This is a genomic window from Dapis hubbardiae BLCC-M172, assembly GCF_050016015.1.
Taxonomy (GTDB): Bacteria; Cyanobacteriota; Cyanobacteriia; order Cyanobacteriales; family Microcoleaceae; genus Trichodesmium.
In genome coordinates this window covers 1-13,526 of sequence record NZ_JBNHEQ010000248.1, presented here as the reverse complement: position 1 = coordinate 13,526, position 13,526 = coordinate 1, and the positions used below count along the sequence as shown (strand labels likewise).

General features: G+C 42.7%; 13 protein-coding genes. 10 read left to right on the top strand and 3 right to left on the bottom strand.

The window, feature by feature from the left end; genetic code table 11:
• The first annotated feature begins 376 nt into the window (after window positions 1-376).
• The 8 genes from ACP6PK_RS22885 to ACP6PK_RS22850 all read left to right on the top strand — a co-directional run bounded on the left by ACP6PK_RS22885 (window position 377) and on the right by ACP6PK_RS22850 (window position 8,192).
• The gene (locus ACP6PK_RS22885; RefSeq protein WP_426562966.1) at window positions 377-1,741 is read left to right on the top strand and encodes a V-type ATP synthase subunit B; all 1,365 of its coding nucleotides are present in this window, start codon (window positions 377-379) and stop codon (window positions 1,739-1,741) included.
• A 24-nt stretch (window positions 1,742-1,765) separates the two neighbouring features.
• A complete protein-coding gene (gene ppk2 / locus ACP6PK_RS22880) occupies window positions 1,766-2,581 on the top strand; it encodes a polyphosphate kinase 2 (RefSeq protein ID WP_094673373.1) in 816 nt (271 codons plus the stop codon).
• Window positions 2,582-2,959: 378 nt separating this feature from the next.
• The gene (locus ACP6PK_RS22875; protein ID WP_426562963.1) at window positions 2,960-3,562 is read left to right on the top strand and encodes a V-type ATP synthase subunit D; all 603 of its coding nucleotides are present in this window, start codon (window positions 2,960-2,962) and stop codon (window positions 3,560-3,562) included.
• Entirely contained in the window at window positions 3,559-5,331 is a 1,773-nt protein-coding gene (locus tag ACP6PK_RS22870; protein ID WP_094673371.1) for a V-type ATP synthase subunit I, read from the top strand. The genes ACP6PK_RS22875 and ACP6PK_RS22870 overlap by 4 nt, the downstream gene beginning before the upstream one ends.
• A complete protein-coding gene (locus ACP6PK_RS22865) occupies window positions 5,331-5,780 on the top strand; it encodes an ATP synthase subunit C (protein WP_094673370.1) in 450 nt (149 codons plus the stop codon). The genes ACP6PK_RS22870 and ACP6PK_RS22865 overlap by 1 nt, the downstream gene beginning before the upstream one ends.
• Window positions 5,781-6,159: 379 nt before the next feature.
• Window positions 6,160-6,852 (top strand): hypothetical protein, encoded by a 693-nt coding sequence (locus ACP6PK_RS22860; protein ID WP_168186630.1) that lies wholly within the window; start codon window positions 6,160-6,162, stop codon window positions 6,850-6,852.
• Between the two features lie 365 nt (window positions 6,853-7,217).
• Complete coding sequence (locus tag ACP6PK_RS22855) at window positions 7,218-7,892, top strand: DUF2764 family protein (RefSeq protein WP_094675749.1); 675 nt, start codon at window positions 7,218-7,220, stop codon at window positions 7,890-7,892.
• 114 nt (window positions 7,893-8,006) lie between these two features.
• A complete protein-coding gene (locus ACP6PK_RS22850) occupies window positions 8,007-8,192 on the top strand; it encodes a hypothetical protein (RefSeq protein ID WP_426562960.1) in 186 nt (61 codons plus the stop codon).
• Window positions 8,193-8,237: 45 nt separating this feature from the next.
• Here the strand turns inward: ACP6PK_RS22850 and ACP6PK_RS22845 are convergent, their stop codons facing one another.
• Entirely contained in the window at window positions 8,238-8,471 is a 234-nt protein-coding gene (locus ACP6PK_RS22845; protein WP_210407593.1) for a hypothetical protein, read from the bottom strand.
• A 366-nt stretch (window positions 8,472-8,837) separates the two neighbouring features.
• On the opposite strand from ACP6PK_RS22845, the gene ACP6PK_RS22840 reads away from it, so the two are divergent.
• Entirely contained in the window at window positions 8,838-10,646 is a 1,809-nt protein-coding gene (locus tag ACP6PK_RS22840; RefSeq protein WP_426562958.1) for a V-type ATP synthase subunit A, read from the top strand.
• A gap of 239 nt (window positions 10,647-10,885) precedes the next feature.
• On the opposite strand, the gene ACP6PK_RS22835 is transcribed toward ACP6PK_RS22840, so the two are convergent.
• Together ACP6PK_RS22835 and ACP6PK_RS22830 are read right to left on the bottom strand one after the other, a co-directional pair.
• Window positions 10,886-11,143 (bottom strand): hypothetical protein, encoded by a 258-nt coding sequence (locus tag ACP6PK_RS22835; RefSeq protein WP_426562956.1) that lies wholly within the window; start codon window positions 11,141-11,143, stop codon window positions 10,886-10,888.
• 95 nt (window positions 11,144-11,238) lie between these two features.
• Window positions 11,239-11,367, bottom strand: a complete 129-nt coding sequence (locus ACP6PK_RS22830) for a hypothetical protein (protein WP_426562954.1) — start codon at window positions 11,365-11,367, stop codon at window positions 11,239-11,241.
• 560 nt (window positions 11,368-11,927) lie between these two features.
• Between ACP6PK_RS22830 and gcvT the strand changes: the two genes are divergently transcribed.
• Complete coding sequence (gene gcvT / locus ACP6PK_RS22825) at window positions 11,928-13,061, top strand: glycine cleavage system aminomethyltransferase GcvT (protein WP_426562952.1); 1,134 nt, start codon at window positions 11,928-11,930, stop codon at window positions 13,059-13,061.
• Window positions 13,062-13,526 lie beyond the last annotated feature (465 nt).

The following is a 13,526-nucleotide window of genomic DNA, read 5'->3' as shown; positions in this document are numbered from 1 at the left end:
GTTTTAACCTTCTTGTAATTATCAATTATCCATTATCAATTATCAATTAATGAACCTATTGCTAACAGTGCTATCCACAACTGATATAATGTATCTATACGAATAATAGGTGATAAAAAAATTTTTGTTTGTAGTATTACTCTAGACCATAAAATATATGAAATAGGGCTAGAGCAATACTACGAGCTTCTATATAAACAGTGATATGAATTCTGACTTCTTTTTTGCCAAAGTAATATCTATTTTATTTTAATTTATATTCTTATTTTCAAATATTAAAAATTGATACAATTGGTCAGTAAATTTTCTCATACTACTACTTGAGGAATTAATATAAAGACAGGTTAGACTTTCATTAATTGAAAGAAATCATCTCATGCTACAAGCACTTGTTCGTTATTCCAAAATTTTGGAGATTATCGGCGACATTATCCGCGTTCAAGTTCCTGAGACTGCCCACCAGCAAGAGAATAGCCCACGCTTCGGGGACTTGGCCGTAGTAGAGAATAGTGATGGGAGCCTCTCTTTAGCTCAAGTTATTAACCTTAAAGAAGATACTGTTGCTCTCCAGGTGTTTAAAGGTACTAAAGGCATTTCAACGGATTCATCCGTAAGTTTTCTGGGTCATCCGATGAAAGTAACCTATTCAGAGAATATTCTAGGAAGGGTGTTTCGAGGAACCGGAGAACCTATAGACGGTGGGCCGGAATTGTCACAAGATCCCAAAGTTACCATTGGTGGGCCATCAGTTAATCCCATGCGGCGCATCTTGGCCTCAAAGATGATCCGCACCAATGTTCCCATGATCGATATTTTTAACTGTCTGGTGGAAAGCCAAAAGATCCCTATTTTCTCGGTTTCAGGGGAACCCTTTAACCCCTTTCTGGCTCGTATTGGGGTTCAAGCTGATGCAGATATTGTGGTTTTTGGGGGGCTAGGGTTAATTTTCGATGACTATTATTTCTTTCGTCAAGCCTTTGAAGATGCAGGGGTGTTTTCGCGGACGGTGATGTTTGTTAATCTGGCTTCCGATCCGATCGTGGAACGGATGTTGATTCCAGACATGGCATTAGCAGTGGCAGAACACTTTGCCGTAGAAGAAGGTAAGCGGGTTTTAGTGCTACTGTCAGATATGACGGCCTTTGCTGATGCTCTCAAAGAAATTAGTATTTCTATGGATCAAGTGCCTGCTAACCGAGGTTATCCAGGAGACTTGTATTCCCAACTAGCTCGTCGCTATGAAAAAGCAGCCGACTATGCTCAAGGGGGATCGGTGACGGTGCTTACTGTTACCACAATGCCAGGAGATGATGTAACTCACCCTGTTCCTGATAACACAGGTTACATTACTGAGGGACAATTCTACTTGCATGATGGTAAACTTGACCCTTTTGGTTCCCTGTCCCGACTAAAACAAAATGTGATTGGGAAAGTAACTCGTGAAGATCATGGTCAAATTATGAATACCATGATTCGCTTTTACTCTGGTGCTACGGATGCTGAACAAAAACAGGCCATGGCTTTTGATTTATCTGAATACGATCATAAGTTATTAAAGTTTGGTGAATTGTTCCAAACAAGATTTATGGATATTAATGTTTCTCTGGCCTTGGAACAAGCACTCGATCTGGCTTGGCAGACCTTATCAGAGTGTTTTGAACCCCAAGAATTATTGATGAAACAGGCACTCATCAATAAATATTTTCCCAAAAAACTAGAGTCTAAAAGTGTAGCCAAATAGTCTGTCCCATGGAGAAATAATTCCATGAAAAAAGAACACAAAAATTCTTCAGACAAGCATCCAAAACTGTCGAACAAAGAATACGAAACTGAATTAACTAAGCTTCATGGCGAACTGGTTAAATTACAATACTGGGTGCAAGAAAAAGGACTAAGAATTATCGTTGTATTTGAAGGGCGAGATGCAGCCGGAAAAGGCGGTATCATCAAGCGACTAACGGAACGGGTTAGCTCCCGGGTATTCCGCGTTATTGCTTTACCTACTCCTTCAGAACGGGAAAAAACCCAATTGTATTTCCAACGCTATATCCAACATTTCCCGGCGGCTGGAGAAATTGTAATTTTTGACCGCAGTTGGTATAATCGTGCTGGAGTAGAGCGAGTGATGGGCTTTTGTACAAAGCAACAATATGTGCGCTTTCTGCAATATACACCTGCTTTTGAAAATGCCCTTGTAGACTCAGGAATTCAACTGATTAAGTATTGGTTAGATACCAGTATGGAAGAGCAAGAACAGCGTTTTAAAGACCGTATTGATGATCCGCGTAAAATCTGGAAGTTAAGCCCGATGGATCTAGAATCATACCGACGTTGGTATGATTATTCCGAGGCAAGGGATGATATGTTTCTTGCCACTGATACCGATCATGCACCCTGGTATATTGTTCCAGCAGATGACAAAAAACGCGCCCGTCTTAATTGTATCTCCCATTTCCTCAGTTTGATTTCTTATGAAGACGTAACCCCAAAAAAAGTCAAACTAGGAGAGCGGAATATGGACAACAAGTATGATGATCGGCTTTCTTCTCAAGAAAGGCATTTCATCCCGCAGAAATACTAATTTTCGGCGTTGCTGAATAAATGTATAATTTCACAGGAGTCAGAAAGGAGTTTTTCGGTAACTTAGTTTAGGAAGAAATAGGTATAATTTCTACTCTTGTTTGGGCTTGAAATTTACCAAAAAAAGAGGTTCAAAGCCTCACCTTTTAAGGGGATGAAAAGATAAAACTTCATGACTTAAAACCTCTGGGTTTCCGTTTGTCATGCTGCGCAAACAGCCAGATGTTACTAATAACTGATGTACTGACACTTCGCGTTTGCGGAGCATTCCGGAACGGAAAGTGTCACTACTAACTGATAACTGAAATGACCACCAGTTGAATTTCATACCTCAAATCACCAACGCCTAATTTTCTTACCTAATGAGGATTGAGCTGAAATGGCTAGACTCTCCTTAACCAAAGCATCTCTGACTAAACAGAAACAAAAACTCAAGACCTTTGAGAATGTTTTACCTTCCCTAGACCTCAAACGTCGCCAAATCAGTGCCGAACGAGCCAAAGCTAGGGAAAAAATTGCCCAAACTCAACAGCAACTAGAGGAACTACAATCAGCGATCGCCAAGGAGTTACCCATGATCTCTAATGATTCAATCAATCTCAAAGGTCTGGTGAAAGTTACGGGAGTCGATCTGGCACAAGAAAATGTCATGGGAACTTGGCTACCAAAAATTAACCAAATTAAAATAGAGGTAGATGATTATGCACTTCTGGGCAAACCATTTTGGGTCGATCGTTTGGTTGAATTGTTGCGAGTTGCCCTAGAAGCAAAAATCGAACTACAAGTGGGACAGCAGCGAGTCAAGTTACTCCATCAAGCGGAACGAGTAATTACCCAAAGGTTTAATCTGTTTGACAAAGTTCTCATTCCTCAGACCAAGGCTAATATTAAAAAAATTCAGATATATTTAGCCGATGCGGAACGAGCAGGTGTTGTTAACTCCAAGTTAGCTAAACGAAAGAAGGAGAAGCAAGCAGGATGAGTATTATCACCTTAAACAAAGTTACGGTTTTTGGGTTAGGAATTGACAAGCCCAAGGTACTCGAAGGCTTGCAGACATTAGGCTGTATGCACCTCATTCCTCTGCAACCCCCACCCAAAGAAACGGAATTTGGGTCAAGCGATCGCTATGAAGATGCTCAAAAAGCCCTACAGTATATTATGGATGTCCCACGACGGCGACACCAAGTGCGGGATGAGGCACAGTTCGATCTTGATCAGTTCTTAGTAGAGGTACAGGTTAATAAGCAAAACCAGAGAGAGGCAGAAGACAAACACCTTTTCCTCACTAATCGACTCAAAAACCTGGAACCTTGGGGCAACTTCACCTTACCAGACTTAGATGAGTTGAGTGGCTACCAACTTTGGTTTTACCAAGTGCCCCACACAAAAGCTAAACATATTCGGGAGATTGAACTTCCCTGGCAGATAGTAGGAGAGGATCATCTCAATGTCTATCTGGTGATCATCGCCAAAGAAGAACCACCCTCAAATGTTCTACCTGTCCCCCGCACTCGCGCTGGTTCAGTTTCTCCAGAGGAACTACAACGCCAGTTAGAACAGGTGGAAATTGAGCTAGATGAAATTCGGGCAGAGCAAGAAGCCCTGAGTCGCTGGATATTTTTGCTGTCTAAAAATTTAGTTCGTGCCGAAGATCAGGCAGTTCTACAAGAGGCGAGCGGGCAAACGAAAGAAGAGGACGGCTTCTTCTTAGTTCAGGGTTGGATGCCCAAGCGAAACTTAAAGCAACTAGAACTGTTTTCCGAGCGGGAGGGACTAGCATTCCTGGCCGAACCTCCTCAACCAGACGAAACACCACCAACGCTGATGGAAAATCCACCCACCTTGAAAGGAGGAGAAGCCCTAGTTACCTTTTATGAGACTCCCGGTTATCGGACTTGGGACCCCTCAACTATTGTTTTCTTCTCCTTTGCCCTGTTTTTTGCCATGATTCTGGCTGATGCAGGTTATGCACTTTTGTTGTGGGTAGGGCTGATCTATTTCTGGAAGGGGATGGGACAAAGTGCTAGTGGCAGAAGCACTCGCATCTATGCTGTAGTGATTCTAACTGCGTCAGTCATTTATGGAGTGATGGTCGGGAGTTATTTTGGTGTTGCACCTGCGAAGGGGTCGTTGTTAGCTCCCCTAAATGTGTTGAATCTCCAAAACTTTGATGGGATGATGCAGCTTTCAATCGCCATTGGCTGTCTGCATTTGGCTTTTGCCAACGCTGTTGTTGCTTATCGTGCCATCGGGTTTCCGGATAAAGCCAAGCCGATCGGCTGGATTTCAGTTATCTTCGGTGGCTTTACTTGGGTAATATTGGGCTGGCAGAACTTGGCTATTGGTCTGTTGGCAGGTGGGTTCTTTGTGGTCTTTTTGGGTGCTATTCTCGGTAGTAGCCAAAAATTTCCCTTGCGACTGGTCGATGGATTCGGTGCATTGACAGAAATTACCAAGCTCTTCGGGGATGTCTTGAGTTATCTGCGACTTTTTGCTCTGGGACTTGCCAGTGGTTCTCTGGCAGTTACCTTCAATACCTTGGCACAACAGGTAATGGAGGGGATGCCGATGCTAGGGCTATTGGTCGGTCTGCTGATTCTATTGCTCGGTCATTCTATAAATTTAGGTATGGCTATCTTAGCCTGTTTTGTTCATGGTGTACGTCTGAATGTGATTGAGTTTTTTAACTGGGGTCTTTCAGAGGAAGGATACCCATTTCATGCCTTTACAAAAAAGGAGCATAGCTAATGGATGAATTTGTAATTCTGTTGGGATGGTTCGGGTTATACTCTGCCGTTGGCTTAGGAGCGATCGGCAGTGCCATCGGTTGTACCATCGCAGGACAGGCAGCTATTGGTGCCATGATAGAACTCAAGGGTGGCTATGGTCGCTTTGTGGGACTTTCGGCTTTGCCTTCTTCCATGTCCATTTATGGGATTGTGGTTATGTTTGCCCTCAATCGCCCTACGATCGCACCGGAAGCTGCTGGCGGTCTATTTGGCATTGGACTGGGAGCGGGTTTAGCGTTTCTCTTTACCGCTGTTTACCAAGGTCTGGCCTGTGCCTCGGCGATCGCTGCAGCTAAAGACAAACCGGAAATCTTTGGTCTGGCTCTGGCCCCCGCTGCCATTGTGGAGGGCTTTGCTGTCTTTGCCCTTGTGTTTGCATTGGTACTAGGTCAGGGAATACCGCAGTAATACTGTTTCACGGAAGTCGTAGGGGCTAATGGTCATTCGCCCGTACAAAAGTTATGCATTAATATTTTTTGGGGTGCAAAACTTTGACACTACAGTAATTTCAGGAAATTATTTCACATAAAGTATCAGATAAGTAGCGTAGCCTAAGTTGATAAAATTGGTATAGAAGCCCTAAGCGTATCTTTACAAAGGTGAGGGTTTTTGGCTCTTGAGTTAGGAATCTGAATTGCTGAATTGCTGAATTGGCGGAGATGGAGAAATAGATATAGAGGAAAAAGGTAGAATCTAAGCCCCTACTCCCCTACTCCCCTACTCCCCTACTCTAATTTCTATAATTTTAAATAGATCCCTTTAGGGGTTCTATAAGGAGGTTACTATTTTGACGAAAAACAAAACATCTAATTCGGCTAAGGTAGCCTCTGGTGTGGAGGCATTGATCGATCGCTTACGCAATGAAGGTGTCAATAGCGGTCGTACCCAAGCAGAACAGATCGTCCAAGAGGCGCAAGAACGCGCCGATTCGATTGTCAAGGAAGCTGAGAAACAAGCTGCTCAGATTGTTAAGCAAGCTAGAGAAGAGTCTGAAAACTTGGAACGGGCAGCCAATCAAGCCTTAGAGGTTGCTTTCCGCGATACGGTCTTGACACTCAAAAGCCAATTAACCCAAAGATTTACGGGGGAAGTGCAACGGTTAGTCGGTGCCGAAACCGAGAAACCAGAACTGCTGCAAAAGCTGATTCTGGAAGTGGTTGGTTCGGTCAAGGAGACAGTAGCTGTAGCTGAACAAGTGGAAGTGTTGCTACCCCGTAAGGTTCAAGGTCTTGAAGAACTTAGTCGTAATCCCGAAGCACTGGAGCAAGGGATACTTACCCATTTTATCCGCCTGATAAATCAAGATTTGCTGCGGGAAGGCATAAGTTTTGGTGTTACTAAGGATAACAAAGGGGGATTACAACTGCGGTTAATCGATCAAGAAGTAGTGCTAGACCTGAGCGATGCCGCCATTGCCGAGGTAATTCTTGAACATCTTCAGCCCCGTTTTCGCGCACTTCTAGAAGGGATCGTCAAATAATACCATTTCTCAAAAGCTTTTCTACATTTTGTTGAGTAGGGGAGTAGGGGAGTGTAGGGACGTTGCATGCAACGTCCGTACGGAGAAGCAAACATAAGAATAATTAACATAATTACTAGCGAAAATCAGCAAAAAAATAATTCTGATTGTATCGATCAGTTAATAACTGAAGTATCGCCCAAGTATAGCAATAATGCATGGGAATTGGTATAATATCATGTCCGCTGGTATTGTTTGTGCAAACCCAAACGTGAATATCTACAGGGAATGTAAGTTTTTCCGGCTTTTAAGCCTTCTTCCTTCTTCCTTCTTCCTTCTTCCTTCTTCCTTACCCTTACAATGCCAATGCTACCGGATTTGATATAATGCCTAAATATGTCACCCTAATGTCTAGTTTACCTCCCCTCGGTCAGCTATTTGGCTCGACACAGACTCCCCTATCCCGTCTCAAGCTAGAAAATCGGTTGAAACTATTAGATGCCAAAGATGCAGAACGGCTCAACCGAATTGCTAGCTTGATTACTTGGTCAGAACAGCCAAAGGAACGAACCGATAGCCAGTTTGTTGCAGAAGCTAACCAGTTGTTGGCCGAAATTAACAACCCTACTTTGGAAGGGATTATTACTTTTCGTCTGGAACTGCGTACTATTCTTGTGGCTTTGCGTCGTCGTCATCGTGGGGAAACTGCGCCACCTGTGGGTCAATCTTGGGGAGTGGGGCGTTGGGTTAACTCTATCGAACGCAACTGGAATGATCCAGGATTTGGCTTAGACATAATGTTGCCTTGGGTTTTGGAAGCAAATCGACTGCTTAAGGCAAATGACTCAGTAGCTCTCGAACGCTTACAATTTGAACTCACCTGGAAAATGCTCGATCGCTTTAGTTTCGGACATTACTTCGATTTTGAGGCGGTGGTAATTTACCTCATGCGTTGGAGTTTGGTAGATCGTTGGACTCGTTATGATGGTGAGGTAGCGGTGGAGCGGTTTCGGCAACTGGTTGATGAAGGAATTGAAGAGTTTACAGATTTATTTGCTTAGATTTTCTGGTTTGTTATCAAAATCCTATCTCAAGCAGTGCGACCGCATACGCCAAGATCGATCGTCTTTGACTCTGACTACTTATAAATTTTTGAGTAACTTATCATATTCACTATGCACTCCAATCCAAAACAAAACAATTGTGTCTGGTGTTTTCATAACTCCCACAGCACGCCAACCAATGCCTACTCTTACCGTTCCGGTAGCATTGGTATAATTAATATAGTTAATCTAGGAGTCAGGAGTCAGGAGTCAGAAGTTAGGAGGGAAGAGAATTTAGAAACATTCGCTCTTGGATGAAGATGAAATTTTTTTTATACCGAATTAAGGGGATTTGATATGACTTCATAGTTCATCAAAACCCATTACTCTTGTTTTTCCTTCTGATGATTCATTTAACGCTTTGCGTGCCAATTCGTCTAAGATAGAATTTTGGGGTTTGGATAAGGTTTGCTGCCATTGCAACTCGCTCTCTATATCTTCAATTAACTGTTTTGCCAGTTGGTCTTGGATATGTTCTGGCAAGTTTTGGGCTTTCTTAAACGCCTCTGTTAATAAATTTGTCATCACTAAGAACATTATCAGTTATTTTTATTGGATGGTCAATGTGTGAGTATCCGATACCCTAACTTATAATTGTATCGCAGTTGCGGTACAATATTCTGTATTAGGGTAAAAATACTGCAAATCATGGATAAATGTCAACTTCTTCTTATTCCCCAGCAGAATATAATAATGAGACTAATTCACTTTAAAGATGTCACAAATAGTTTGAAACTTTAGGTGTGAAATAATTTCCTAAAATTACTGTAGCATCAAAGTTTTAAGGCTACAAAATCTTACTTTTGACTTTTGACTTTTAACTTCCGTGAAACGGTATGAAATTGCTGATAATCATGGTATTTCTCTAAATAGTTTCAATAAACAATAATAACTATAATAACTATGGCACAAACATTTAATCCGGCACAAGTCATTGCCGTTCAAGAAGACCTAGTTACCATTAAAAGGGCATCCACTCAGGCAAGACCTCTGATCAAAAACGAAGTGATTTATATTTGTCCGCAACGGCAAACGGAAGGTCGTGCTGAGAAACTCAAAGCAGAAGTGCTGCGCGTGCGAGGACAAGAGGCAGATGCCCAAGTCTATGAAAGTACGCGAGGTGTTGGGATTGGCGATCCGGTAGAACAGACGGGAGAACTGCTGTCTGTCACCCTCGGACCAGGTTTGCTGAGTCAAGTTTACGACGGACTGCAAAATCCTCTCTCAGAACTGGCAACAGATTACGGTACTTTCTTGCCCCGTGGGGTTTATGCCTCAGCCTTAAATCCCCAGAAAAAATGGTCTTTTATTCCTACGGTTAAAATTGGCGATCGCTTAAAAGCTGGAGATATCATCGGAACGGTCGCCGAAGGTCGCTTTACCCACAAAATTATGATTCCTTTCAATGAACCTACAGAAGTTACCGTTGATTGGATTCAACAAGGGAGTTTTACCATTGATACTCCCATTGCTCGGATCAAGGATCAAAATGGCAAAGAACGTAGTCTAACTTTAACCCAGCAATGGCCGGTACGTCGTCCTTTACCGCAACAATTATTAGACAAACGATTTTCTCAAAGGCTTTATCCCCAAGAACCCATGATTACGACCCAGCGGATTATTGATACGTTTCTACCCATTGCTCGTGGCGGAACAGGTTGTATTCCAGGTCCGTTTGGCGCGGGGAAGACAGTATTACAAGGTATGATATCCCGTTTTTCGGCAGTGGATATCGTTATCGTGGTGGCCTGTGGGGAACGAGCTGGTGAGGTAGTCGAAACTATTACCGAATTCCCGAAAATGCAAGATCCCAAGATGGGGGGGTCTTTGATGGATCGGACAATTATTATTTGTAATACTTCTTCAATGCCTGTGGCTGCCCGTGAAGCGTCTATTTATACGGGTATTACTTTGGGGGAATATTACCGTCAGATGGGTTATGATGTACTGCTGATTGCTGACTCTACATCCCGTTGGGCACAAGCTATGCGGGAAACATCGGGACGACTGGAAGAAATTCCGGGGGAAGAGGCATTTCCCGCTTATTTGGATTCCTCAATCAAGGGAGTATATGAACGAGCTGGTATCATTCGCACCAATGATGGTAGTATTGGTAGTCTGACCATGATTGGGACGGTTTCTCCGGCTGGGGGTAACTTTGAGGAACCCGTTACTCAGTCTACTTTAAGCACGGTTAAAGATTTCCTGGGATTAAGTGCGGAAAGGGCTTACAAGCGTTTTTATCCGGCGGTTGACATTCTCATCTCTTGGTCGCGTTATCTTAAGCAACTCGCCCCATGGTTCGAGAAAAATGTTGAACCTGGTTGGGTAAAACGGGTTGAAGAAATGATTGAACTGCTGCATACGGGGAATAGTATTGAGCAAATGATGCAGGTGACAGGAGAGGAAGGAGTCACCCTTGATGATTTTATTACTTCTCAGAAAGCTCTGTTTTTGGATATGGTTTACCTTCAGCAAGATGCTTTTGATGATGTGGATGCTAGTGCGCCCCTAGAACGACAAAAAGAAACCTTTGGCCTGGTTTATGAGCTAGTTAATCGTCAATACAAATTTCAAGATAAACAAGCTGCCCGTGATTATTTTACCCGCCTAACAGGTCTTTTTAAGAACCTTAATTATGCTCACCCTGACTCTAGCGATCGCGCTAATTATTTAAAACAGATTCAAGAATTAGCTGAGTCGGTGACTTGAGATACTCCCGACGGTGTGCATGGCGCGACACTGCGGGATTTTTCGACTCGTACAGAACGAATCAAACTGCCAAGCAGATTTGATATATAGCAGTTTTGATTATTAATATAGAGTACAGAGATTTGGGGTTAAAGGAAGAAGGAAGAAGTAATGCAAGTCATGAAGTGAAAACCGCTATAATTTTACCAAAAAATAAGGGTATGCGCCTCCCCTTGGATAGGGGATGAAAAAATCCAACGTCAGTATTTCAAGCCTCCGGCTTTAGTCGGAGGTTCACTGATAACTGATAACTGAAATGACCATCCTAGGGGTTTGGTCTCCCAACCCTGGTTTCCCAACCCTCCACCCCAAAATCTCAAAACTATAACGTTATAGTTGAGGGTCAGACCCCCCACCCCACCCCAAAAGTATAATATCAAATCTGGTAGCATTGGTGTAATTAGATAAATAGTGTGGGGAGGGTGGAGAGTTTGGGGAGATGGGGAGATAAGCTTCATATTTGGCAATGGCGCTTTTCACCAAACATTTTTTTATACCGAACCGGAGCGGATTTGATATAGTTTCATCATCCTAGGGGTTTGGTCTCCCAACTCTAGTCTCCCAACTCTCCACCCCAAAATCTCAAAACTATAACGTTATAGTTGAGGGTCAGACCCCCCACCCCACCCCAAAAGTATAATATCAAATCTGGTAGCATTGGTGTAATTAGATAAATAGGCATTGCATAATTGCGGGATGATTTTGTCAGAGAGCATCAACCATAATCCCCGTATTGACCTGTCTCCGTGTCCCCGTGTCAGCCTCAATCATCCCAGTATTCACCAACGCCGATAAATACTGTGGGGAGGGTGGAGAGTGTGGGGAGATGGGGAGATAAGCTTTATATTTGGCAATGGCGCTTTTCACCGAACATTTTTGTATACCGAACCGGAGCGGATTTGATATAGTTTCACGATCCTAGTGCAGGATGGCGGAAATAACTAACCAATACTTTTGACTTTTAACTTCCGCGTAGCGGCACTAGGGGTTTGGTCTGCCAACCCTGGTTTCCCAACTCTGGTCTCCCAACTCTCCACCCCAAAATCTCAAAACTATAACGTTATAGTTAAGGGTCAGACCCCCCACCCAACCCCCAAAAGTATAATATCAAATCCGGTAGCATTGGTGTAATAAAACAGCAGAGCGATCGCCACTCCCTCCTAACTTCTGACTCCTGACTCCTGTAAATACCCACAATGTCCTAAAATCAATAAAGTTTATGATAAATTTAGGGACATACCAGTGGCCAAGTCAACAGAATCTAATACACAACCTCTTTCTCGCACACCTCTATATGACTTAAGTACCGAACTCAAGGGCAGAATGGTAGAATTTTCTGGATGGGAAATGCCAGTACAATACACCAGCATTAGCTCCGAACATGAAGCAGTACGCACAAAAGCTGGAATGTTCGATATTTCCCACATGGGTAAGTTTATCGCTCAAGGCCACGATTTAATTGAGAAAATTCAATATTTAGTACCTTCTGACTTAAGCAGTTTAGAACCTGGTAAAGCACAATATACTGTCTTATTAAACCCCCAGGGAGGCATTATTGATGACTTCATTTTCTATCGTCAAAGTGATGACCCCCTCACCAACGAAGCACGGGGTTTTATGATTGTTAATGCTGCCACTAAAGCTAATGATAAAGGATGGATATTAAGTCATTTAGAAGATAGTGGTGTTAAATTTCAAGATATCTCTGAGGAAAAAGTATTATTGGCTGTCCAAGGTCCGCAAGCAGAATCATATTTACAGCAATTTGTCAAGGAAAATTTGGCATCAATTGGATTTTTCGGGCATTCAGATATTACTGTATTAGAGCAACCTGGTTTTATTGCGAGAACTGGCTACACTGGGGAAGATGGGTTTGAAATTATGGTTGACCCCTCCGTGGGTGTGGAGTTATGGCGCAATTTGTTGAATGCTGGCGTTACTCCCTGCGGTTTGGGAGCGAGAGATACTCTACGTTTAGAAGCTGCAATGGCACTTTATGGTCAAGATATTGACACTGAGACTACTCCTCTAGAAGCTAGTTTAAGTTGGTTAGTTCATCTGGAGAAAAAGGGTGAATTTATTGGTCGTCAGATATTGGAAAGACAAAAAGCTGAAGGAGTCTCAAAGCGTTTGGTTGGTTTGGAAATGCTCGATCGCTCTATTGCTCGTCATGGTTATCCTGTTTTGAGTGATGGTAAGGTGGTGGGGGAAGTTACCAGCGGTACTAAGTCTCCTACTTTGGGGAAAGCGATCGCTCTAGCTTATGTACCTAAAAAATTAGCTAAGGTAGGTCAAAAATTAGAAGTAGAAATTAGGGGAAAAAATTATGCAGCTATTGTTGTTAAGCGCCCCTTTTATAGAAGGAACAGGGAATAGGGAATAGGGAACAGGGAATAGGGAAAAATTACAACTCTATTTATTAGGGTTTAGGGTGCGTTAGGCGCAACCGTGTAAATGTTGTTATACCTCAAAACGTAAAATTGCGCCGTAACGCACCATCTTATTGGTACTTAAACATTTTCTGGTCGAAAAAATGCGTTAAAGCTACTCTAGACAAGGGAATTACGTCGATGCCCTAAAAATGGCTAGAACCCTTGATAATTCAGTCCAGTAGGGTGCGTTAGGCGCAACCGTGTAAATGTTGTTATACCTCAAAACGTAAAATTGCGCCGTAACGCACCATCTTAATATATAAGTCAAAAGTCAAAAGTTGGAAATGCAGCTATTGTAGTGTATTAGACTGACACAACTAAAATGGTGCGTTACGACGGATTCCTAAATACTTTGCACAGCTTAAGTTTTAGCCGTCTAACGTATCCTACTTGACCGACTAAAATGGTG